General features: G+C 26.5%; 20 protein-coding genes and 1 pseudogene. 8 read left to right on the forward strand and 13 right to left on the reverse strand.

The genetic code is table 11. The annotated features are described in order from the left end of the window. Positions 1–152: 152 nt before the first annotated feature. The 3 genes from BOBLI757_RS03315 (at position 153) to BOBLI757_RS01185 (ending at position 2,450) form a co-directional block, all read left to right on the forward strand. A complete protein-coding gene (locus BOBLI757_RS03315; RefSeq protein ID WP_158332964.1) occupies positions 153–311 on the forward strand; it encodes a hypothetical protein in 159 nt (52 codons plus the stop codon). A 1,106-nt stretch (positions 312–1,417) separates the two neighbouring features. After that, complete coding sequence (nusB, locus tag BOBLI757_RS01180; protein ID WP_046304781.1) at positions 1,418–1,837, forward strand: transcription antitermination factor NusB; 420 nt, start codon at positions 1,418–1,420, stop codon at positions 1,835–1,837. Positions 1,838–1,982: 145 nt separating this feature from the next. Continuing rightward, positions 1,983–2,450 carry a phosphatidylglycerophosphatase A gene (locus tag BOBLI757_RS01185; protein WP_046304783.1) on the forward strand — a complete coding sequence of 156 codons (468 nt, stop codon included), beginning with the start codon at positions 1,983–1,985 and terminating at the stop codon, positions 2,448–2,450. Positions 2,451–2,635: 185 nt separating this feature from the next. On the opposite strand, the gene dxs is transcribed toward BOBLI757_RS01185, so the two are convergent. Further along, complete coding sequence (gene dxs / locus BOBLI757_RS01190) at positions 2,636–4,498, reverse strand: 1-deoxy-D-xylulose-5-phosphate synthase (protein ID WP_046304784.1); 1,863 nt, start codon at positions 4,496–4,498, stop codon at positions 2,636–2,638. Positions 4,499–4,526: 28 nt separating this feature from the next. Then, positions 4,527–5,440, reverse strand: a pseudogene (gene ispA, locus BOBLI757_RS01195) ((2E,6E)-farnesyl diphosphate synthase). A 382-nt stretch (positions 5,441–5,822) separates the two neighbouring features. On the opposite strand from ispA, the gene thiI reads away from it, so the two are divergent. Beyond that, the gene (thiI, locus tag BOBLI757_RS01200) at positions 5,823–7,289 is read left to right on the forward strand and encodes a tRNA uracil 4-sulfurtransferase ThiI (RefSeq protein WP_046304786.1); all 1,467 of its coding nucleotides are present in this window, start codon (positions 5,823–5,825) and stop codon (positions 7,287–7,289) included. Positions 7,290–7,432: 143 nt separating this feature from the next. Here thiI and BOBLI757_RS01205 read toward each other — a convergent pair whose 3' ends face one another. From BOBLI757_RS01205 to cyoA, 6 genes are all read right to left on the reverse strand, one after another. Beyond that, a complete protein-coding gene (locus BOBLI757_RS01205; RefSeq protein WP_052712338.1) occupies positions 7,433–8,635 on the reverse strand; it encodes an MFS transporter in 1,203 nt (400 codons plus the stop codon). A gap of 76 nt (positions 8,636–8,711) precedes the next feature. Then, the gene (cyoE, locus tag BOBLI757_RS01210) at positions 8,712–9,572 is read right to left on the reverse strand and encodes a heme o synthase (protein WP_046305409.1); all 861 of its coding nucleotides are present in this window, start codon (positions 9,570–9,572) and stop codon (positions 8,712–8,714) included. Between the two features lie 14 nt (positions 9,573–9,586). Next, positions 9,587–9,937: a cytochrome o ubiquinol oxidase subunit IV gene (gene cyoD, locus BOBLI757_RS01215; RefSeq protein WP_320408690.1), complete on the reverse strand. Its 351-nt coding sequence runs from the start codon at positions 9,935–9,937 to the stop codon at positions 9,587–9,589. After that, a complete protein-coding gene (gene cyoC, locus BOBLI757_RS01220; protein WP_046304790.1) occupies positions 9,889–10,461 on the reverse strand; it encodes a cytochrome o ubiquinol oxidase subunit III in 573 nt (190 codons plus the stop codon). The genes cyoD and cyoC overlap by 49 nt, the downstream gene beginning before the upstream one ends. Before the next feature lie 48 nt (positions 10,462–10,509). Then, positions 10,510–12,501 carry a cytochrome o ubiquinol oxidase subunit I gene (gene cyoB / locus BOBLI757_RS01225; RefSeq protein WP_046304791.1) on the reverse strand — a complete coding sequence of 664 codons (1,992 nt, stop codon included), beginning with the start codon at positions 12,499–12,501 and terminating at the stop codon, positions 10,510–10,512. Positions 12,502–12,579: 78 nt separating this feature from the next. Further along, positions 12,580–13,431, reverse strand: coding sequence for a ubiquinol oxidase subunit II (gene cyoA / locus BOBLI757_RS01230; protein WP_046304793.1), 852 nt, complete (start codon positions 13,429–13,431; stop codon positions 12,580–12,582). 571 nt (positions 13,432–14,002) lie between these two features. On the opposite strand from cyoA, the gene clpP reads away from it, so the two are divergent. Beyond that, entirely contained in the window at positions 14,003–14,626 is a 624-nt protein-coding gene (clpP, locus tag BOBLI757_RS01235) for an ATP-dependent Clp endopeptidase proteolytic subunit ClpP (protein ID WP_046304795.1), read from the forward strand. Positions 14,627–14,703: 77 nt separating this feature from the next. Next, complete coding sequence (clpX, locus tag BOBLI757_RS01240) at positions 14,704–15,960, forward strand: ATP-dependent Clp protease ATP-binding subunit ClpX (protein ID WP_046304798.1); 1,257 nt, start codon at positions 14,704–14,706, stop codon at positions 15,958–15,960. A gap of 158 nt (positions 15,961–16,118) precedes the next feature. On the opposite strand, the gene BOBLI757_RS01245 is transcribed toward clpX, so the two are convergent. The 5 genes from BOBLI757_RS01245 to metK form a co-directional block, all read right to left on the reverse strand. After that, positions 16,119–16,376, reverse strand: coding sequence for an oxidative damage protection protein (locus BOBLI757_RS01245; RefSeq protein ID WP_046304799.1), 258 nt, complete (start codon positions 16,374–16,376; stop codon positions 16,119–16,121). Positions 16,377–17,022: 646 nt separating this feature from the next. Continuing rightward, complete coding sequence (locus tag BOBLI757_RS01250) at positions 17,023–17,733, reverse strand: YggS family pyridoxal phosphate-dependent enzyme (RefSeq protein WP_046304802.1); 711 nt, start codon at positions 17,731–17,733, stop codon at positions 17,023–17,025. 197 nt (positions 17,734–17,930) lie between these two features. Beyond that, positions 17,931–18,413 carry a Holliday junction resolvase RuvX gene (gene ruvX / locus BOBLI757_RS01255; protein ID WP_071840885.1) on the reverse strand — a complete coding sequence of 161 codons (483 nt, stop codon included), beginning with the start codon at positions 18,411–18,413 and terminating at the stop codon, positions 17,931–17,933. A gap of 8 nt (positions 18,414–18,421) precedes the next feature. Then, a complete protein-coding gene (locus BOBLI757_RS01260; protein WP_046304804.1) occupies positions 18,422–18,985 on the reverse strand; it encodes a YqgE/AlgH family protein in 564 nt (187 codons plus the stop codon). 675 nt (positions 18,986–19,660) lie between these two features. Further along, positions 19,661–20,827 (reverse strand): methionine adenosyltransferase, encoded by a 1,167-nt coding sequence (gene metK, locus BOBLI757_RS01265; protein WP_046304806.1) that lies wholly within the window; start codon positions 20,825–20,827, stop codon positions 19,661–19,663. 510 nt (positions 20,828–21,337) lie between these two features. Here metK and speB point away from each other — a divergent pair. Continuing rightward, a complete protein-coding gene (speB, locus tag BOBLI757_RS01270) occupies positions 21,338–22,258 on the forward strand; it encodes an agmatinase (protein WP_046304808.1) in 921 nt (306 codons plus the stop codon). A gap of 866 nt (positions 22,259–23,124) precedes the next feature. Next, the gene (locus BOBLI757_RS01275; protein ID WP_046304810.1) at positions 23,125–24,303 is read left to right on the forward strand and encodes a phosphoglycerate kinase; all 1,179 of its coding nucleotides are present in this window, start codon (positions 23,125–23,127) and stop codon (positions 24,301–24,303) included. Positions 24,304–24,305: the final 2 nt, after the last annotated feature.

Here is a 24,305-nt window from a genome sequence, read left to right on the forward strand (position 1 = left end):
GAAGAAAAATATAATTTTATGTTACTTATAGTAAAAGAATTAATTAAGGGTTTATTAAATGTATGCACAATGCGTACGAGTTTATGATGTCTTGAATTAAAATTATTGATTGTTTTAAGTGGTTGTATTGTTACGAGTAATGGTAATGGTCGGTGGATTACTTATTTTCTTGTACGTCAAGAAATGTTCAAATTTGTAGAATTGATAGTGATGTAGTTCTTTTTATTGCTTGCTGCTATGTAACAGATAATTTTATGCAAAACGTGTGTTGGGAGTTGTCATCTAAAAAAATTCAAGATAATTATGATTGAATTGATTTGCGTCAGCAATGTAAAAGTAATAGTAGATAATACAGCTAATTGAGTCGTGCTTGCGTGTAATAATTAATAATATATTTTTTTGTTAAAAGATTGTGAGGGGAAAACGTAGTAGTGCGTTCGTTTCAATAAGGATTGGTCATGATTGATTATTTTGTATAGAACAATTGTTGTTGCTTTTATATATTTCAACATGAGATAAAAAGATTGTATTGGATTGCATTAATGCAATATTTGGTGTGTTGTGACTTGAATACTGTTTCAGTAAAAAAAAATGGGATATTTTTTTTGATGCATTACTTAGCGGTGTTTCATGGATGAATTAATTATTTATTAAAGTTTTAAATTATTTGGTTAGGATGTACAGCCAATGTGTATTTTTTTAAAATATAAAATCTTAGTACAGTAATATCTTTTAAATTATTTAATATATATACAATTGGTTCTGATGTTCGTTGATGATTACAGCTAATTAAAATAAAATGTACGTTTTGTATTATTTAATTTATATTTTTCTGCATTATGTTTTTATTAGTATTAATATTAGAAAAGATTTAATAATTTATATATAAGCAAAATTATAAAATTAATTGAGGGTACAATTGTACTTGATGCAAGTATTGCAATTGTTGTTGTTTGATTTAATAAATTTGTTAGTAATTCTTTACTTAAGGATGTTGTTGATACTTTAAAGCGTATTTTGTTAAGTTAAAGATAATAATATTGTTATTATTTGCTTTCCTAATATTTATTACGAATTGTATTTACGGTAGCTGCATTAGGAAACAGTAATAAATATGATGCAATGAATAGCTTGAGGTATTATTATTATCATGTCATGATACTGTTTATTTTTGAATTTATTTTTGGGTATTTTGCAGTTTTGGTTTGTCAAAAATTTTTGTTAATAATTTATTATCAAGTATTTGTTAGTGTGTTAACAATAGATAATGTAGATTATGCAAGTTGTTGAGTGTGTTGAAATTTTAACGGTGTTAATAAAAGATCATATGCAGTCATGATTATTTGAAAGATGATTGTTATTATATTGAAATTTATTAATATTATGTTTATTTAAGTAAAATAGAAGGATGTTCTTTGTGGAAATAAAGACTAGACGTCGCGCTCGTGAGTGTGCATTACAAGCATTATATTCATGGCAAATATCTCATAATGATATTAAAGATGTTATAGTTGATTTTATATCTGAACAAAACATGTGTAACGTTAATGTTTCTTATTTTTACCAGTTGTATATTGGTGTAACAACTTGTGTTTATGAGCTTGATCAATTGATGTTACCATATTTATCTCGTCAGTTTGAACGTTTGGATCATATAGAAAAAGCAGTTTTACGTATTGCGTTATTTGAATTAAGTAATTGTTTTGATGTACCTTATAAAGTAGTAATTAATGAAGCTATCGAATTAGCTAAAATTTTTGGTGCTGAGAAAAGCCATAAATTTATAAATGGTGTGCTTGATAAAGTTGCTTTGAAAATTCGTATTAGTAAAAATTAATTTGACATTATATTAATTTTAAAATTAAAAATATAGTTTAAAAATTTTTTATTAAGATATGGTTATTATGTTTTTGTTTTTATAAAATATATTATTATTTATTTTTTTAATTAAATATATGGCAATATAATTTGGTTTATTTGTATTGAATATAAGAAAAAAAATAAAATTAACTAATCCATATCACTTAATAGCTACTGGATTTGGTATTGGCATGGTACCTTATATGCCAGGAACGTTGGCTTCATTAATAGCTATTGTAGTGTGGTTTTTTGTAAGTTTTTTACCTTATCAATTATGCTTTATATTATTTCTTCTTGCTTTAATATTGGGTTTATGTTCTTGTCATCAAACTGTAAAAGATATTGGTATTCATGATCATCGTAGTATTGTTTGGGATGAATATATTGGTATGTGGTGTGCGTTAATTGGAGTGTCAATAAATGATTGGTATTGTTTGATATTTAGTTTTTTATTATTTAGAGTGATAGATATATGCAAACCTTGGCCCATCGGTTGGCTAGATCGTGTTGTTAAAGGTGGTATGGGAATTTTGATTGATGATATAGTTGCTGGATTCTTTACTTCTTTTATTTTATATATTGTAGTTTAGTTAATTGAATAAATGTATATATTTACACAGATACCAATATCATAACAATAATTATTATATCATGTTTTATTTGATTAAATTTTTATTTTATTAATTTATTAATTATTATTTAGTCTTATTTAAATTATCTAAGCAATTAAGTTAAATTTAATTGATATTTAATATATTTTAATAATTTTAGTAAGTTATTTTAACCATGCTTTAATTTTCTTATAAATGCCTATACTGTCCAGACCTAAACTATACAGGACATCTTTTCTTGATCCATGAGCGATAAATCGATCTGGTAAACCAATATTTAGTACTGGAATTAATATTTTTTCTTTCATTAAAAATTCATTTACTCCACTACCTGCACCACCTATAATAGCATTTTCTTCTACTGTTATTAGCGCGTTATGTTTTTTAACTATATTATTTATTAAAATTTCATCTAAAGGTTTGACAAATCTCATATCTATTAAAGTAGCATTAAGATCTGATGCAACTTGTTTAGTTTGTGCTAAAAGAGTACCAAAATTTAGAATTGCAATGTTTGTACCTTGTCGATGTATCATGCCTTTACTGATTGGTAATTTATATAAATTACTAAATTTAGCTCCAGTACCTATTTCACGTGGATAACGTACTATTGTTGGTCCATCTTTATAATGATATCCGGTATGTAACATTAATCTGCATTCGTTTTCATCACTTGGTGTCATTATAATTATGTTAGGAATACAACGTAAATAGGAAAGATCAAATGCACCTTGATGTGTTTGACCGTCAGGACCAACTATTCCTCCTCTATCCACTGCAAAGAGTACTGGTAATTTTTGAAGAGCTATATCATGAATGACTTGATCGTATGCTCTTTGTAAAAAAGTAGAATAAATAGCGACAATTGGTTTATATCCACCAATTGCTAAACCAGCAGCAAAAGTTACTGCGTGTTGTTCAGCGATTGCTACATCAAAATATTGATTTGGATATTTTTTTGAAAAAAAATTTAATCCTGACCCTTCTCGCATGGCTGGAGTGATGACGATTAGTTTATTATCATTAGCCGCAATATTACACAACCAATTACCGAAAATTGCAGAATAAGTCATATTTTGGTTATTATTTTTTGGTAATAGGCCTAATGAGGGGTCAAATTTTGGAACAGCATGCCAAGTTATAGGATCTTTTTCTGCAGGTTTATAACCATATCCTTTTTTTGTTATGATGTGTAGAAATTGAGGTCCTTGCATATTTTGTATATTTTTTAAAGTTTGTATCAAAGTTGATATATCATGTCCATTTATTGGTCCAATATAATTAAAGCCTAGTTCTTTGAACAAGTTTTTTGAAATGGTCGTATTTATAATGTGTTCTTCGATACGTTGAATTATCTTCTTTATGTATGGAGTTTTTGATAAAATTTTTTTACTATTTTTACGTATTTTTGAGTAAAATTTTCCGGATAAAATATGTGTTAAATAATTATTCAGAGCACCTACATTTTTTGATATTGACATTTCGTTATCATTTAATATTACTAGTAAGTTACATTTGATATATCCAGCATGATTCATTGCTTCAAACGCCATACCAGCGGATATTGCTCCATCACCTATTACAGATACTGTTTGACGTCCTAACATTTCTCTATTTGCAATTATTGCTAAACCAAGTGCTGCACTGATGGATGTGGAAGAGTGTCCAACTGATAATATGTCGTATTTGCTTTCATTTCTGCAAGGAAATGGATGCAATCCTCCATATTGTCTAATTGTAAAAATTTTATCACGTCTACCGGTAAGAATTTTATGTGGATATGCTTGATGTCCCACATCCCAAATTAAATGATCGAAAGGTGTATTATATACATAATGAAGAGCTACTGTAAGTTCTATAACACCAAGGCCTGAAGCGAAATGTCCACTTGATTGGCTTACGGTATCTAATAAGAATTGACGTAGTTCAGTGCATACTAATGATAGAGCATCTTGTGGCAGTTTTCTTAATTCCATAGGATTATTTATTAAGGATAATGTTGGATATTTTTTATTATTAAATTTCATTATAATTTTATGTATTAATTAATGATGTTTATTGATCGCGTTCAATAATATAACGTGCTAGTTTGGATAAAATTGTAGTATTGTAACCTAGTTTATTAATATGTTTTAAAGACGATAATGATTTGTAATATAAATTTTTAGCTTTGTTACGAGCTATATTTAATCCTAATTTAGTTGAATAAGTATTCTTATTATTTTTTTTTTTGTATTTTTTTGTTGTTTATTATCACAATGTTTATCATTTACAATGTCTAGAATATCGTCCTGTATTTGAAAAGCTAATCCAATTGATGTAGCATAATGATCAAGTAATTTTAAAATTTTATGATTTATTGTTTTTCCAGCTGCCAATGCTCCCAGTCGAACTGCGGCTCGTATTAGTATACTAGTTTTATAAAAATGTATGTTTTTTAAGTAATTGTAAGATATTTTTTGATTTTTTGCTGTTATATCTAAGAATTGCCCAAAACACATTCCGTTTGCTCCACAGGCTGCGGCTAGTGTAGCAATCATTTTTAATCGATATTGATTATCAATGGTAGTTGACATAGTATTATTTTCTGTAAGAATACTGAATGCTAATGAGTGTAATGCATCTCCGGCTAAAATTGCTGTTGATTCATTGAATTTAATATGGCAGGTAGGATGACCTCTTCTTAGGGTGTCATTGTCCATAGATGGCAAATCGTCGTGGATAAGTGAATAAGCGTGAATGCATTCAATAGCTGCTGCAGGAGCATCCAGATGATTTGGTATTAATCCAAATAATTTACCAGTTTGATATACTAAAAACGGTCTTATTTTTTTTCCTCCTAAGAGAGCACTGTATTTCATAGCTTCTATTAATAATGTGTTTTGATGAGGTAATTTTTTTAAATAGCGTTCTAAAGCATTATTTACTTGTCGATAGCTAATTTGCATTTCATGAGTGATATTGTTCATAGATTAAATTTTCCACAGAAAATCGTATTTAAGTTAATTATAATGGCTGGTAATAATTTATTTATTTACATTATATTTCTTTTTTTAAAGATCAAGAAAAAGTATTTTTATTATATGTGTTGTAATTTTAATCATAAGTTATTTTTCAGCAAAATGGATATTATTATATAAGTTTATATGTATTGATAGTTTCATGATTGTATTTTTATTTATGTTTTATATAAATGAGTATGATTTTAAGCATCATTTTATAAGTTGTAAATATTAGAGATATTTTTGTTTTGTTCATTATTAATTATGTAGTTTTTTTATTTAATTTATATAATAATTAATATTATGTTAATTTTTTGCGCATTAGTTTATTTAAATGCAGTAATTATATATGAAATGCATAATAAAATTATTTCCTGAAATTACGATAAAGAGTAAATCTGTCAGATTACATTTTATAAAAGTTCTTGTTAAGAACATTTTTACTTTATTCAAGAAGCATGGTTTTTTGTTGTTTCCAATACGTCATTGGGATTACATTGAATTACGAATTGAGAATGATAATCTTTTGTCGGATATTATTCGATTATTGGTTTTTATTCCTGGTATTCATCAAGTTTTATTGGTTAAAGAATATTTTTTTAATACTATTAATGATATTGGTAAAGAAGTTTTAGTTTTAAATTATGATAGATTGATAGGAAAGTGTTTTTGTGTTCGAGTGAAGCGTCGTGGCAGACATAATTTTACTTCTCAAGATGTTGAGCGTTATGTAGGTAGCTGTATAAAAAAAAATGTTAGTAATACTTATGTTAAATTAGTTAATCCGGAAGTAACCATATTTATAGAAATTAATGAAAATCGTTTTTTTGTAATCGTGAAGCGTTATCAAGGATTAGGGGGATTTCCATTAGGTACTCAGGAAAATGTGTTATCTTTATTTTCAGGAGGTTTTGATTCAGCAGTAGCTAGTTATATGTTAATGAGAAGGGGGTGTAAAGTAAGTTATTGTTTTTTTAATTTTGGTGCTACGTCCAATGAAATTGGTGTTAGTAGAATAGCTAATTATTTGTGGAATAAATTCGCTAGTTCTCATAAAGTTCAGTTTTTCTTTATTAATTTTGTTCCAATAGTCAATGAAATTATTCAGAAAGTTAGTGCAAGTATTACTTTAATAGTATTAAAACGTATGATGTTACGTGTTGCTTCATCTATAGCTATAAAATATAGAATTCAAGCATTAGTGACTGGGGAGTCTATAGGACAAGTATCTAGTCAGACTTTAACAAATTTACGTTTAATTGATAATGCTGCTAATATTATAACTTTACGACCATTAATTGCTCATGATAAAGAACAGATTATTTCTTTAGCAAAATATATTGGTGTCGAGAAAATGGTCAATATGATTCCTGAATATTGTAGTTTTTTTTCTAAAAAACCTACAGCACGGGGCATTCAAGTTCATGTTGAACAACAGGAAAAAAAAATTAATGTTGCAGCATTGAATGAAGTACTTACACAAGTTAAAATAGTAGATATTTGTGATGTAATTCTTATAAATAAACAAAATTTAGTGGAAGTGGATGTTGAGGTTACTTCTAAAGTAGGTATTGGTGAAATAATTTTAGACATTCGTAGTCAAGAAGACCAAGATATTCAACCTTTAAATTTAGCTAATATTATAATACAAAAAATTCCATTTTATAAGTTAGTTAGTCAATTTGATAAGTTAAATCCTAATCAAATTTATTTACTGTACTGTAATCACGGGACAATTAGTGCATTACAAGCAAGTTATTTGTATTCAAGGGGATTTCGCAATATTAAAATTTATCGTCCTGATAAGCAAAATTAAATAATTATTATAATTTTGTGTTATAAAAATTGGTTTGGTTAATTTTGTTAGTTTAATATTTGTATTGGTTGGAAATTTTTATCTTTTATTTAAATTATTTTATTTCTTAGTTTTTTTATTTTATTTTAAATAAATAAAATAATTTATTTATAGTCTTTCGTTATGTCTTGTTTTTGTGGTTTAAATAATAGAACTGTTATCCAACATATAGATATAATAATGCTTGTAAAGAATGTTGATTGTTCTCCTATTGATTGTAACAAATAACCTCCCAGCAAACTTCCATATGCTACTCCAAGAAATTGACTAGTAGAATAAATGCCCATGCAGGTTCCTTGATGTTTTTTGGGAGAAATTTTACTAAGTGTTGAAGGTAGAATGGCTTCAATTGCATTAAATCCTATAAAGAAAAGTTGAATAGCAATTAATAACACAGAAGTTTGTGTTATATTTTTAGATAAAATAATATCAGCTAGAATTATGATCGTGATAAATAAAATTATTATTTTTTTTATTTTTTGTTTTTTTTCTGTATAGATTATAAATGGGGTAACTATTATTAACGAAATAATAATAGTGATCAAATAGATTTTCCATTGATTTTTACAATTAATGCCAACTAAAGTTATTTTAATAGGTAAGGATATAAAATTTAACATTAAAATACTATGCAATAAAAATATACTAATAATAATTTTTATTAATTCTATATTTGATATTATTTTATTTATTCCTTGTATCATAAAGTTAAATGAGTTTTGAGTAACATTTTCATCATGAGAATAAGGTATCAAAAATAAGGTTATTAAAACATTAATAAATGATAATATAGTAATGATTACAAATAGACCATGTAGTCCTATTTTGTAAGTCAAGATAGGACCCAATATTAAAGCAATAGAAAAAGAAATTCCTACGCTGATTCCTAAACAAGCCATGGCTTTAGTACGATTTTGTTCTTGAGTAAGATCACATAATAATGCTAAAATTGGGGAACTAACAGCACCAATACCCTGTATTGCTCGACCAATGATTAAATACCATATATTATTTGTTATTGTTGTAATACTACTACCAATAGTAAATATTATTAATCCTCCCATAATAACCGGTTTACGTCCAATTTTATCTGACAATATCCCAAAAGGGATTTGAAAAATTGCTTGAGTTATACCATAAATTCCAATTGCTAAACCAATTAAAAATTCGTTAGATCCTTGTAATAACATACCGTATGTGCTTAGTATTGGTAATATTATAAATATACCAAACATACGCAATGCAAATATTAAACTTAAGCTTAATATAGCATATATTTCTGTAGTAATTATTTTATTAAAAATCATTATACCGTTAATATTTTGTTTAATATTAATTAGCTAATTAATTAGTTACTATAAATATATTTATATCAATAGTTAATTATAATATAGAGTCAATTAATATCATTATATTTAAACTTGTAATAACAAAAACAGATAATGAAAACATTTTTTTAGCCCACTTTATATTTTCTTTTTTAGTAATAAAATATCCTTGTAGAGCAATAAATAACCAATAGCTATTTATTGTCTCAACAATAAATAAAAATTTATAGCTAGTAAAGTTCATTAAAGTTAATAAAAAAGTACTTAATATAAAAATTATAATGTGAAGAATAATATGATGTTTAGTTAGCATGATTCCATATTTTATTGGGAATGCAGGAATAGATACATTTTGATATTCTTTAAAATACAAGATAGCTATAGTGTAAAAATGAGGTATTTGCCATACGCTAAATATTGTATATAGAATTGACGCAGCAAGATCAAAATGATTACTAACTGTACAATAACCAATTACCGGTGGTATCGCTCCTGATATACTGCCAATGAGAGTACTGTAAGTTGATGTACGTTTTAAATACATTGAATATATTATTACATAAATAAAAAAACCTAATATTGCTAAAATTATGGTTAATCTATTTACTATCGTTATCAGTATACTGAAACCTAATGTACTTAATATTATAGCAAAAATAAAACTTCTTTTTAATGTAATACATTTAGTAACTAATACTCTAGTTGCAGTACGTTGCATATTTTTGTCAATGTCTCTATCAATGATATTATTTAGTATACAACTTGAAGCGATAATTGCTGACATTGCAATTAATAGTAAAATTAATAATGAATAGTTTATATTTTTTTGTGCAGCTAAAAAGAAACCACTTGTTATTGAGACAATATTGCCTAAAATAATTTTGGGTTTTGTAATTTGTAAGTAATGTTTGATCATAATTGTTATTTGCATTAATGGTGCATCAAATTATGATTTAAATGGTGCATGATCCACAACGAACCTGTAATTAAAATAAATGTTATTAGAATTGTAAATATCAATGATATAAAGTTCCATTGTTGTTTTTTTATATTATTTAAGTGTATAAAAAAAATAAGATGAACAAATATTTGGATTAATGCACATACTATTATGAGAGTAGTTAATATTTTTTTATTTATATCAAGATACAAGACAGCAGTAAAAGGAACAATTGTCAAAGCAAGGGAAATAATAAATCCAACTAAGTGATTTTTATTTTTGATTTGATAATTCATGGAATAATTCCAAGTAAATATACTACAGTAAACATTATAATCCATATTATATCAAGAAAATGCCAGAATAAACTTAAACATTGTAGGCGTATTTGATTAGTATAATTTAAACCACTATGCATGATATGCATCATCATTATGATAATCCAAATTAGTCCAGAAATTACATGTATTCCATGAGTGCCTATTAGTGTAAAAAATCCAGAAAAAAATGCATTATACCATGGTCCGTATCCTTTTTTAATTAAATGATAAAATTCATAAAATTCCATACATATAAAGCTTAATCCTGCCAGAAAAGTTATACTTAACCAAAAATTAACTTTTGTTTTATTATTACGATCTATGGCTAATATTGCTATATCATATGTAAGGCTACTAAATAATAAACAACAAGTTTCTATAAATACGAATGGTATTTTAAAAATTTCTTTGTCTAAAGAGGTATTTAGAGTATCATTTTTCAATACAAAATAACTTATAAATAGAGCTGCAAATAAAATACAATCGCTCATTAAATATATCCAAAAACCAAATATTTTGATATTTTCTGTATTATTTTTTTTCATTATCAATTTATTTCATATTTATAATTTGATATGCCATGTCAATATTAGCTAACTTTCTTTAGTATTTATTATTATATTTAATTTTTTTAAATTTTCTTGTTCTATGCGTTCAATTTCTTTAACTGGTATGTAATAACTTATATTTTTATTAAAAGTATATATTATCCATGTTACAATTGCTCCTAGTAAACTAATGATAGATAACCACCAAATATACCAAATCATAGCAAAACTAAATATTGAAATAAATATGGCAATAATTATACTTACATTGGTATTTTTAGGCATATGAATACTATGATATTTTTTAGGTTTTGATTTGCTATTATGATATTTTATTTGCCAAAATGCATCAATATTATCATTAATTTGCGGTATTACGGCAAAATTATAACATGGTGGAGGAGAAGATGTCGACCATTCTAAAGTACGACCATTCCATGGGTCCCCTGAAAGATCTTGATTTTTATTACGATTTTGTATACTTGTTATTAATTGAATTATTTGACTTATTACTCCTAATATAATTATAGCAATACCGATTAAAGCAGTTATTAATAGTGGGTGAAAGGTTAAATCAATGTGTTGATTTAAACGTCGCGTCATGCCCATAAAACCAAGAATATACAAGGGCATAAATGCTATGTAAAATCCTATAAACCATAACCAAAAAGCTCTTTTACCCCATGTTTCATTTAAAGTAAAACCAAATGCTTTTGGAAACCAATATGTCATTCCAGCAAAGCATCCAAATAATACTCCACCAATAATAACATTATGAAAATGAGCAATTAAAAATAAACTGTTGTGTAACAGGAAATCAATTCCCGGAACAGCCAGTAATACCCCTGTCATTCCTCCTATAGAAAAAGTGATGATAAACCCAATGGTCCATAGCATAGATGAATGAAAAATGATTTGACCTTTATACATAGTGAACAACCAATTAAAAATTTTTACTCCTGTAGGAATTGCTATAATCATTGTCATGATACCAAAAAAAGCATTAACATTAGGTCCAGAACCCATTGTAAAAAAGTGATGTAACCATACACAAAAAGACATAACAGTGATTGCAATAGTAGCCCATATTAATGATTTATACCCAAATAATCTTTTTTGCGAAAAGGTAGATACAATTTCTGAAAAAATACCAAAAGCTGGTAGTATTAGAATATATACTTCAGGATGTCCCCAAGCCCAAAATAAATTTACGTACATCATCATGTTACCACCTAATTCATTGGTAAAAAAATGTGTATCTACATATCGATCTAAAGTTAAAAGAGTAATAGTTACAGTTAAAATTGGAAATGCACAAATGATTAATATGTTTGTACAAAGAGCGGTCCACGTAAAAACAGGCATCGTCATCATAGACATTCCGGGAGCGCGCATGCGTAAAATAGTGGTAAAAAAATTTATACCAGTTAAAGTTGTTCCTATACCTGAAATTTGAATACTCCATATCCAATAATCAACTCCAACACCCGGGCTATATTCTTTACTTGACAAAGGTGGATATGCAGCCCATCCTGTTTGAGCAAATTCTCCAATTATTAAAGAAATATTGATAAGAATTATTCCTACCATAAATAACCAAAAACTTAAAGAATTTAAAAAAGGAAAAGCCATGTCTCGAGAACCAATTTGCAATGGGACTATTATATTCATTAGGCCAATAACAAATGGGGTAGCCATGAATATTATCATTATAACACCATGGGCAGTAACTATTTGATCATAATGATATGTAGTTAGAAATCCTGATTCTCCTCCAGATACTAGTGCTTGATGTGTACGCATCATAATAGCATCAGCCAGACCACGTATTAACATTATAATTGATATGATTATATACATGATTCCTATTTTTTTATGATCTACAGAAGTTAACCATTCATTCCATAGATATTTCCATTTTTTATAGTAAGTTATGATGGTACTTAGTATTATTCCAATGATAGTTACAGCGATAACGGTACTTATGATTATTGGTTCATGGTACGGAATGGAATTAATGTCTAATTTTCCAAACATTGTGTTAATTTCCTTTGTTTTTATATAATTATGATGTTATTTATTGGTAGTTTGTTGAAATTTATATATTTATTGTTTTTACATAAATTTATTGATTACATTATTGAATAGATTAGGTTTTACATTAGAAAAGTAAGTTACAGGATGATTTTCTGTTGGGAGCGCTAGTTTTTCATAGTCGGATATTGTATTAATGTGTTTATTTGATTTTTTAACATCTTGTATCCATTGATAAAATTCTTGTTCATTTTTTGTTGCTATAGCAATGAATTTCATATTAGAAAATCCTCGTCCACTAAAATTTGAGGAAATACCTTTGTATGTTCCTGGTGTATTAGCAATTAAGTTTAAAGTTGAATTCATGCCAGCCATTGCATAAATTTGTCCACCTAGTTGTGGTATAAAAAAGGCATTCATTACAGAATTAGAAGTGATTTCAAATTTAATAGGCGTATTGTTTGGAAAAACAACTTTATTTATAACTGCAATATTGTATTTTGGATAAATAAATAACCATTTCCAGTCAAGTGCAATTACTTCTATAATTATTGGTTGTTTGTTAGACTCAATAGGTTTATTGGGGTCTAATTTATGAGTTGATTTCCATGTAATAATAGCTAATATAGTGATTATTATAATTGGTAATGACCATATTGTTGTTTCTATTTTTTTAGAATCAGACCAGTTTGGGTTATATTTTGTTTGGTTATTTGATATACGATATTTAATAGCAAAAATGACGGTCATAATTATGACAGGTATTACTATAATTAACATCATTCCTAATGCAGTGAATACTAATTTAAGTTCTTCTACTCCAATTTGTCCTTTAGGATGCATTAGTATTATATTACTACAACCATTTAAAATTATTACATTAATACATGTGAGTAGTATTTTTATTTTTTTTTTGTTTTTTTGAAAATTCATTTAATGAACTCAAGTATCAAATTATGACTTTTATTTTGAATAAATTTACATAAAATGTAAATCATTCATATTTTATGAGAATATTAAATTTTTGTAACAACATTTTAATTGTTTATGTTTCACGTTATTGTAGCTTAATATTTCAAAATGATGTAGATTTTTATTAACTATAAACCATTTTAATTTTGATTGTAAGTTATAGTCATAATTCTTAAAAATAAAAATATTTGTTTGCTATATGTATTCGGTTCTTAAAGATTTTATTTGAATGATAAATTTTATATTTTAATCAAAAGTTTGTTTTAGATATAATATTAATTAGGTTTAAAATATTATTGTCCATAATTTGAAGTTTGAAGATGATTTAAGGTGAGAATATAATTTTGTCTTGTATGGTTAACGTTGTATGTTTTAATAATATTTTTCAGAAATGTTATCTTGATAAGTATTGATGTATGTTGTTTAAAATAGTTTTTTGTTTTTATATCTAGATTTATATTTGCAGATATTAATTAAGAATATATCATCAATTGTTTGTGTGGGAAAAAAATTAAAATTTGGGTAAGCAAAAATGTTATACAATAATAAAAAAGATTTTGATTTACATCATATGCTTTTGGTACCTATGGTTGTGGAACAGACTGTACGTGGTGAAAGGGTATATGATATTTTTTCTTTGTTATTAAAAGAGCGTATAATTTTTATGACAGGAAAGATTGAAGATTATGTAGCTAATTTAATTATCGCGCAAATGATGTTTTTGGAATCTAAACATCCAGAAAAAGATATTTATTTATATATTAATTCTCCAGGGGGAGAAATAACTTCTGGTATGTCAATTTATGATACAATGCAGTTTATTAGACCTGATGTAAGTACATTTTGTATGGGTCAGGCAGCTTCCATGAGTGCTTTTTTATTAGCTGCGGGCACTCAAGGGAAGAGATTTTGTTTACCTAATGCACGAGTTATGATTCATCAACCTTTAGGTGGTGTATATGGTCAAGCTAGTGATATTGAAATTCATACAAAAGAAATTTTAAAAATCAAACAACGTATGAATGAATTAATGGCTAAACATACAGGACAATCTATTGATATTATAAAAAAAGATACTGAACGAGATTGTTTTCTTTCTGCAAGTGAGGCAGTAGCTTATGGTTTAGTAGATTTTGTGCTGACACGTCGAACATAGACATTTAATTATATTAATTCAATTAATTTAATGAAATTTATTTAATATATTTATTTTTTATGCAAAGAGGTTGTTTAATGATAAAAAAGTATAACGATGATCCAAGTAAGTTATTACGTTGCTCGTTTTGTAATAAAGAGCAACGTAAAGTAGTTAAAATCATCGCTGGCCCTTCAGTATGTATTTGTAATGAATGTGTGATTTTATGTAATGATATTTTAAATAAAGATAGTGAAGAACTTGAAATACATTGTAATTTTAAACAATTACCAACGCCTCATGAAATTTATAATTATTTAAATGATTATGTTATTGATCAAGATAAAACCAAGAAGATTCTTGCAGTCGCTGTATATAATCATTATAAACGTTTGCTTTATGAAAGCAAATGTTATAGTAATTCTATAAATTTAAATAAAAGCAATATATTATTAATTGGTCCTACAGGTAGTGGCAAAACGTTATTAGCAGAAACATTAGCAAAATTTCTTGATGTGCCTTTTGCTATAGCAGATGCAACTACTTTAACTGAAGCTGGTTATGTAGGGGAAGATGTAGAAAATATTATTCAAAAATTGCTGCAAAAATGTGATTATGATATTTCTCAAGCACAACGTGGTATTATATATATCGATGAAATAGATAAAATTTCTAAAAAATCTGACAATCCATCTATTACTCGTGATGTTTCTGGGGAAGGTGTTCAGCAAGCATTGTTAAAATTGATTGAAGGAACTGTGGCGGCAATACCTCCTAAGGGAGGACGTAAACATCCTCAACAGGATTTTTTGTATGTTGATACTTCAAATATTCTTTTTATTTGTGGAGGTACATTTTTTGGATTAGATAAAATTATTAAACAACGACTTACTATTAATTGTGGTATTGGTTTTGGTAATAGTTTACGAAATATTTCTATAAAAACTTTTTCAAAATCAGAATTATTATCTCAAGTTGAACCTAAAGATTTAATTAAATATGGGCTTATTCCTGAGTTTGTTGGTCGTCTACCAATTTTAACAACATTGCAGGAATTAGAAGAATTAGCATTAATTAAAATTTTGTATGAACCTAAAAATGCTTTAGTTAAACAGTATCAAGTTTTATTTAGCTTGGATGGAATAGAATTAGAATTCTGCGATACATCTTTAGTTGCTATTGTCAAAAAAACTTTATTACGTAAAACTGGAGCTCGTGGTCTTCGTTCTATTATGGAGGATTTATTGTTAGATACTATGTATGAATTACCTTCTCAAACAGGTGTGGTAAAAGTAATTATTGATGATTCGGTAGTATCTGGTGAGTCTAAACCATTGTTTATTTATAAGACGTAGTATGAGTGATTTGTTATTGTGGTTTGTTTTTGTTTTTATGTTAATTTATTTTTAGTGACAGATGTTTATTTGTTTTTGTGTAGAGATAATGTTGTTTTTTTGAATATTTTTTCTTTTATGAATGTTAGTAGGGTTAATTTAGTAGATATCACTAGATATTAATGATTTTTTTTGGATGTTTGTTCTGAAGTAAATAAAAACTTTATCATTTCTTTTTCTAAAAAATTTCGATGATCGTTATTAATTAAGTTAAGTTTTTTTTCGTTTATTAGAATTGTTTGGTGTCTTTTCCATTGATCCCATGCTTGTTGAGAAATATTTTGATAAATATACTTTCCTAACTTTCCGGGATATGATTGGATTGTTAATCCTTCAGCTAGTTGTTGTAAAAAAACACAATAAATTATTCTTTTCATATTTAAGTATTTTTATATTATTTTTACATTTTATAGTTTTATTATATATGTTTGTTTATGTAAATATTATTTTTATTTGCATATATTTTTTATTTAAGTTTTGAATGTATAATAAATAAATTAATGTATATAATTAATTTTAATTACAATTATATAAAGTTTATAATTACAATTTCTATTTTACATAAAATTCTGAGAAATTTTTATTTATACATGGCTAAATTTTAATTTTTTGTTACATTATATGTTTTATATAAATTAAATTTTATTATTTATTTTATTAGCTTTTGTAAAATAGTTTAACCATTAATATAATGAACAAAAATTAATTAGTAACGTTGTTTGTGTTTAAAATTTTTTATTTTTTCATGCATATATTATAATGTTTGTAGTAATATATTAATTGTATAGTATTAATTAATGGTGTAATTTTAATTAAGAAATTCATGAATAATATTAAATTTGAATTTTTTTGTCATATGATGTTAATATTTGTTTTATAATAATGGATATTTTTTTGATATTAAGGAAAATGGATTATTAATTGTTTATTTATTTAAGATGTTTTATTAACATTGTTCATGTATGTTATAAAATGATCGTAATTACTGAATGTTTTATGTTATCTCAGGGGATTTTTGTGTGTTTAATTTTTTAATCTATTTCCAAAAATAGCAGTTCCAATTCTTAATAAATTTCCACCAGCAGCAATTGCTGCTTCCATATCGTTTGACATACCGATTGATAAAGTATCAACCGTAGGATGGTTATTTTTTAGTTGTTGAAATAATTTAAACATTTTTGTAAATATTTTTAGTTGTTGCTTATAATTATTTTCAATTTCCGGGATAGCCATTAATCCTCGCAATTTTAATTTTGGATATATAATAATCTGTTCTACTAAATTTAGTAATTGGTTTGGAAGAATTCCTGATTTATTATTACTATGACTGATATTAATTTGAATAAGGATATTAAGTGGCGTAAGTATTTCAGGTCTATGTTTGTTTAGATATGATGCTATTCGTGCAGTGTGCAAAGTATGACACCAATCAAAATATTGTGCAATGAATTTGACTTTGTTAGATTGTATAGATCCGATAAAATGCCAGATTAGTTTTTGATGTAATATGTGTTTATTACACCATAGTATTTTTTTTACTCCTTCTTGTATATAATTTTCGCCAAAATGTTTTTGTCCTGCAGATATAGCGTTGTTTATTGTGTTAATAGATTGATTTTTACTAACTGCAATAAATGAAATTTGTTTAGGGTTACGTCTATAACGATGAGCAATATCATTAATTTGTTGTTTTATAAATATGATATTATTTTTAATAATAAGGTCAGTATACATATCCGGATTGTATTTTAAAAAAACATTTATATTTCATATTTTATGTATAATATTTATTATAGGTGAAAGAAACCTACAGATATTTATCAATGTGATGATTATTCAAAAATTTAGTTGATAAAATAAAATATATTATTATCAGTATTAAATTTAACAAAGATTAGATTTGTTTGTTTTAATTTATTTGTCATGTTAATTTAGTTATATAATTTTGTTAAGTGTTTTTTATATTTACATAACAATAGATGTTTTTGTATAATTTTTTTTGATAATTTTTGTTGTAACCAACTCTCTAAAATAATTCCAGCTGTAACAGCGTCTATGCGTTTTTTTTTTAATGCGTGATAACCATCATTTTTAAATAAAAAGTCTCGAGCTTCAATAGTAGTTAATCGTTCATCGTGCATTATTATTTTTAAGTTGAAATTTTTATTTAAATATTTAGCAAATTTACGTGTTACATTAGTTAATGGTTGTTCTGTGCCATTGATGTTTAATGGTAATCCTATTATTCCAATAATAGGATGCCATTCGTTTAAAATATTTAGTAAACATTGATAATTTGGTATACCATTTTTAGCTTGTAATGAAGTTAATGGTTGTGCAGTACAAGTTATATGTTGGCCGACAGCAATGCCAATACTTTTGATACCAAAATCAAATGATATGATATTAGTCATATATAATTTTATGCATGACCTGGTTGATTAGTTATGTTGTGAATATTAACACCTAGTATTTTTGCTGCTTCAATCCATCTTGCAGCAATAGGGGTATTAAATAGTATTTCTTTATTTGCTGGAACAGTTAGCCAAGTGTTTTGTAATAGCTCTTGTTCAAGTTGTCCTTGTATCCAACCGGAATATCCTAAGGCAATCAATACATTTTCAGGTTGTGCTGTAGTGCCTAAAGTTTCCAGTACATCTTTAGAAGTAGTGATCATCATGTGTGGTGAAATATCAATGCTTGATCCAAAACCTTTACAAGGAGTATGTAAAATAAATCCTCGATCATCTGCTAATGGACCTCCAGAAAAAATTGGTTTATCTAATTTTATTGATGGGTCACGATTTGTAGGTTTTATTTTTAAATTATTTAAGATATTTTCAATAGTGAATTTTTCCACTGGTTTATTAATAATAATTCCCATAGCACCATCGTTATTGTGTTCACAAATGTATATTACCGCATGTTTAAACAATGGATCTTGTAAAGATGGCATTGCTATTAGAAAGTGATTTTGTAAATTCATTTTAATTACTAAGCATAGTATCATATTTTAAAATATCATATAAAAATCATTGTTTTTTGTGTAAATTTTTTATACTGAACGCGACAACAAAATGATTTTAAAAGTTCATGTAATACTTAATTGTTAAAAAAGATAATATTTTTTATTTATTCTAGGACAACAATGTAAATACAAAAGTATTAAAATACTACAATAACTATTGTAAAGTAAATGGTATAATTTTAATTTAATTTTGGATAAATTGTAACAATTTCTATCCGTAATATGCATAAGTGGTGTGATTAAGGATTGTGCTTTTTATTTGTTCTTTAGAACGTTGTAAAATATATAATGTAATATATTTTACGTCAACTGTTATTTATTTTAAGTTTGTATGTAAATTAAATCTTAACTTGATATTTTATTTAAACAATTATTTGGTTTTATAATTCAAGTGGTTTGATATAATCAAATAAATTATTACAGAGAAGACTTGTAAGTGGTTGTTTTTGTAGCATCTTTTGATTCATAAAATATTTTGATATATAAAAGTGAAAGTATATTTTATAATTTGTTGTGATATTCAGATCAATGGAGTAAAGTTATAGTTTGTTGAGCATAGGAAGTGAAGATTATAGTAGTTTTGTTTTGTATTTTAACTATTATTTTTAAATTTATTGTAATGGCAAAATGTAACTAAGAATGTGATTTTAAGCCTGCAGCATCTTTTAGTATCTCTGCTTTGTCTGTTTTCTCCCATGAAAAATGTTCTCGTCCAAAATGACCATAAGCTGCTGTTTGAAGATATATGGGTTTGAGTAAATCTAGCATAGTAATTAATCCATATGGACGTAAATCAAAAAATTTGTTTATTAGTATAGTTAGATTTTTAATTGAAATTTTTTCTGTACCAAAAGTTTCTATATTTATAGAAATTGGTTGTGTCATGCCAATAGCATAGGATATTTGAATTTCACAACGATCTGCTAAACCTGCTGCTACTATATTTTTTGCTATATATCTTGCTCCATAAGATGCTGATCGATCAACTTTAGATGGATCTTTTCCTGAAAGTGCTCCACCTCCATGTCTAGCCATCCCTCCATATGTATCAACAATATTTTTTCTTCCAGTTAGTCCACAATCGGCTATAGGTCCACCAATAATAAAACGACCTGCTGGATTAATGAAAAATTTAGTTTTATAGGATAACCATTTAGTTGGTAGGACTGGTTTGATGATTTCTTCCATAACAGCTTCTCTTAAAGTTGATAGAGATATGTTTTGAGTATGTTGAATAGATAAGACAACAGTTTTTATTCCAATTATTTTGTTATTTTTATATATAAAAGTGACTTGGCTTTTAGCGTCTGGTCGTAACCAAGGTAACGTGCCATTTTTACGTACTTTTGATTTACGTGCTACTAAAAGATGTGCATAAGTTATTGGTGCTGGCATTAATACATTTGTTTCATTAGTAGCATAACCAAACATTGATCCTTGGTCACCAGAACTTTGCTGGAATGGATCATTATGATTTGTATTACGATTAATATCAGGTGATAATTGTTTGCTTATTATATTTAGAATTGTACAAGAGTTTGCATCAAATCCCATATCGGCATGTATATAACCAATATTACGAATAGTATTGCGTGTAATTTCTTCAATATTTACGTGTGCATTGGTAGTTATTTCACCACCTATTAATACTATGCCAGTTTTTATATAAGTTTCGCATGCAACTCGTGATTTAGGATCTTGTTCTATAATAGCGTCTAATATGCTATCAGAAATTTGATCTGCAATTTTATCTGGATGTCCTTCTGAAACTGATTCAGATGTAAACAAATTTTCAGTCATAATTTTTATGCCTTGAATTTATTAATTTTGAGATAACTTTTATATAAAGTTATTAATGTTATAGAGTTATTTTATGATATTGTATGAATATTTTATTTACATGTAAAATATATTCGTTTATTTAAGTTTTTTTAAATATACATGATTTAATTCACAACACAAATGATATCATATAGATATTTTTATTGAAATTATCAATTTTTTATTTTTAAATTTTTTGGATTATTGATATGAAGGTTACAGGATAAATATTAGTAATTTGTAAAATATAATATTAGTTATCTAAATTTATTAAAAATGTTAAAGGGTAAATTTTATATGTTTTATTTCATTACATGGTATACTATTTTATATAACGTATAATTATATTTTTATATATACTATTAATTTTTTTTAACGATTTTTTATAGTAAAATATGTGATGTAAGTTTTTAGGTTTCATTAGTAATGTTGGAGAGTATTTGTTATAATTTATACTAATAAATATTTGACCAGCAAATTGCAATTAATATGAATCATTTTATTAATAATTACGAAATGTCTTTAATAATGTCTAACGCCTTTAGTTTTTTGCGATTACCACTAGAATTTAGTCCATATGATATGGATTATGATTGGGTTATTACGGGTATTCCATTTGATTTAGCTACATCTGGTCATTCAGGTAGTAGGTATGGTCCTTCAGCGATTAGACAAGTTTCTACACATCTTGCTTGGGAAAGATGTCGTTGGCCATGGAATTTTAATATAAACGATGTACTTAAAATAGTGGACTGTGGGGATTTAATTTTTGAAACTGGAAATGTTGAAAATTTAACTAGTAAATTACAATTTCATGCAGAACAATTGTTAGCATCTAATAAGCGTATGTTATCGTTTGGTGGAGATCATTATATTACTTTGCCATTATTGCGATCTTATGCAAAATTTTTTGGCAAAATATCCATATTGCATTTTGATGCGCATACTGATTCTTATGTTTGTAATAATAAGTATGATCATGGTACTATATTATTTCATGCATTAAATGAGGGTTTAATAGATCCTGTTCATTCAGTGCAGTTTGGAGTTCGTACTGTTCATCATCAAAATCATGGGTTTACTATATTTAACATGCAACAAATTTTTAAATATAAAATTGATTATATGATATATAATATTAAAAAAATCTTTGCTGATAAACCAGTTTATTTAACTTTTGATATTGATTGTTTAGACCCTTCTGTTGCTCCTGGTACTGGCACTCCAGTAATTGGTGGTTTAACTACTTGTTATGTACTTGAATTGTTACGTGGTTTGCAATCATTAAATATTATTGGCATGGATCTGGTAGAAGTATTACCATCACATGATTATGCCCAAATTACTGCTTTAGCAGCTGCTACATTAGCATTAGAGTTGCTTTATATTCAAGCAGCAAAAAGAACATAATATACATGTTTTTTATTTTTAAATGTTTGGAAGTGTTTTGCATATATAAATTGTGTGAGTGTTTTGTGGTTTTGATTTTAAAAAAATTTTGAGTCATATTGTGATGACATGCAACATTTATGTTCTTAGTTTTTAATTATTTTAGCATAATGTTTAAATTATTGTAGATATAGATCTGATGTAGATATATAGGTCAATATAGGTAAAACGTATTAGTGCATCAATAATAGTAAGTTATAGTTATTATGTGATTTTTTTTTGCTTTGTCGCGATGTTGAACATTATAATATATGATGTTAATTTTTTATAAGCAATTGAGTGATTAGTTTTTTGATTTAATGTTATCAAGAGTTTAGTGATATATAGTTTTATATTATAAGACTTGTATAATATTAAGTGTTATTTTTATAATATAATTATAATAATAGAATAATCTTGGGGTAACGAGGATTAATGTATGTATATTATTGTATGTTTTTGCATGTTATATAAATCTAATATAATGTAATGTTACTTTAGCGACTATTTAATATTATAATATTTGTAATAAGTTAGTAGTAGCAGTGTTCACTTAATCTTGATGATAAGTATTATCATTTTTGTCTTGTATTTTTAGTTTTTGTCATAAGTATTTGCTTTATTTAATTTATTATAGAGTTTTTTTTTCAGTGAGATATTTGTGTATTTTATGTTTTTATTGTATAAAAAAGTTTTTTAATTTTTAACAAGTTGTTTGTTTTATGTTTATTTACATATAATTTAGGTTCTTAAAGATTTACATTGCATATATGTCATTTTGTTGTGATTTAAATACAAGTATAAACTAATTAATGTTTTACGTATCTTGCATATAGAGGATTTACTGTATGGATATTATTAAGATGACTGATTTAGATTTAATGAATAAACGTGTTCTTATTCGTTCTGATCTAAATGTTCCTATAAAGAATGGAGAAATTGTTTCTGATGCACGCATACGTGCATCATTTCCCGCTATTATAACTGCTTTAAAGCAGAAAGCATGTGTTATGGTAGCGTCCCATCTTGGACGTCCTACTGAAGGAGAATATAATAGTAAATTTTCTTTAGAACCGGTAGCTAATTATTTGAAAATGAAATTAGCTGATCATGCAGTAAATGTGCGTTTTGTTAAAGATTATCTTGATGGTATAACTATAAGTGCAGGAGAATTGGTGTTATTGGAAAACGTACGTTTTAACAAAGGTGAAAAAAAGGATGATGAAGTGTTGGCGAAAAAGTATGCTAAATTGTGCGATATTTTTGTTATGGATGCTTTTGGTGTTGCCCATCGTGTACAAGCGTCTACTCATGCATTAGCTAAATTTGCTCCAGTTTCTTGTGGAGGACAATTGTTGTTAAGTGAAATAGAAGCATTGAGCAAAGTATTAGATAACCCATCTCGACCCATGGTCGCTATTGTTGGAGGATCTAAGGTATCAACTAAATTAACTGTTTTAGAATCTTTATCAAAAGTTGCTGATTATTTAATAGTAGGAGGTGGTATTGCTAATACTTTTATTGCCGCTCAAGGTAATAATGTAGGAAAATCTTTATATGAAGAAGAGTTAGTATCGACAGCTCGTCGATTGTTGGAGAATTGTGATATACCCATACCTATTGATGTACGTGTAGCTACAGAATTTTCTGAAACTTCTTGTGGAATTCTGAAATATATTGATAATATTGAGGATAACGAACAAATATTAGATTTAGGAGATTCTTCTATTAAACAAATAACGAAAATTATTAAAGATGCTAAAACTATTATTTGGAATGGTCCTGTTGGAGTTTTCGAATTTCCTAATTTTCGTTATGGTACAGAAGTTATCGCCAAGACTATTGCTCAAAGTAATGCATTTTCTGTAGCTGGTGGTGGAGATACATTGATGGCTATTGATTTATTTGGTATTGCAGATCAAATTTCTTATATTTCTACTGGTGGTGGAGCGTTTCTTGAATTTGTTGAGGGTAAACATTTTCCATCAATAGCTATGCTTGAAGATCATATAAAATATTTATATTAGTC

Source organism: Blochmannia endosymbiont of Camponotus (Colobopsis) obliquus (assembly GCF_000973545.1).
In the GTDB taxonomy this organism is placed as follows: domain Bacteria; phylum Pseudomonadota; class Gammaproteobacteria; order Enterobacterales; family Enterobacteriaceae; genus Blochmanniella.

Coding starts and splice junctions, on each gene's coding strand:
- dxs (WP_046304784.1), bottom strand. CDS start 4,498: ATGAAATTTAATAATAAAAAATATCCAACATTATCCTTAATAAATAAT.
- thiI (WP_046304786.1), top strand. CDS start 5,823: ATGAAATGCATAATAAAATTATTTCCTGAAATTACGATAAAGAGTAAA.
- BOBLI757_RS01205 (WP_052712338.1), bottom strand. CDS start 8,635: ATGATTTTTAATAAAATAATTACTACAGAAATATATGCTATATTAAGC.
- cyoE (WP_046305409.1), bottom strand. CDS start 9,572: ATGATCAAACATTACTTACAAATTACAAAACCCAAAATTATTTTAGGC.
- cyoD (WP_320408690.1), bottom strand. CDS start 9,937: ATGGATTATAATGTTTACTGTAGTATATTTACTTGGAATTATTCCATG.
- cyoC (WP_046304790.1), bottom strand. CDS start 10,461: ATGAAAAAAAATAATACAGAAAATATCAAAATATTTGGTTTTTGGATA.
- cyoB (WP_046304791.1), bottom strand. CDS start 12,501: ATGTTTGGAAAATTAGACATTAATTCCATTCCGTACCATGAACCAATA.
- cyoA (WP_046304793.1), bottom strand. CDS start 13,431: ATGAATTTTCAAAAAAACAAAAAAAAAATAAAAATACTACTCACATGT.
- clpP (WP_046304795.1), top strand. CDS start 14,003: ATGTTATACAATAATAAAAAAGATTTTGATTTACATCATATGCTTTTG.
- clpX (WP_046304798.1), top strand. CDS start 14,704: ATGATAAAAAAGTATAACGATGATCCAAGTAAGTTATTACGTTGCTCG.
- BOBLI757_RS01245 (WP_046304799.1), bottom strand. CDS start 16,376: ATGAAAAGAATAATTTATTGTGTTTTTTTACAACAACTAGCTGAAGGA.
- BOBLI757_RS01250 (WP_046304802.1), bottom strand. CDS start 17,733: ATGTATACTGACCTTATTATTAAAAATAATATCATATTTATAAAACAA.
- ruvX (WP_071840885.1), bottom strand. CDS start 18,413: ATGACTAATATCATATCATTTGATTTTGGTATCAAAAGTATTGGCATT.
- BOBLI757_RS01260 (WP_046304804.1), bottom strand. CDS start 18,985: ATGAATTTACAAAATCACTTTCTAATAGCAATGCCATCTTTACAAGAT.
- metK (WP_046304806.1), bottom strand. CDS start 20,827: ATGACTGAAAATTTGTTTACATCTGAATCAGTTTCAGAAGGACATCCA.
- speB (WP_046304808.1), top strand. CDS start 21,338: ATGAATCATTTTATTAATAATTACGAAATGTCTTTAATAATGTCTAAC.
- BOBLI757_RS01275 (WP_046304810.1), top strand. CDS start 23,125: ATGGATATTATTAAGATGACTGATTTAGATTTAATGAATAAACGTGTT.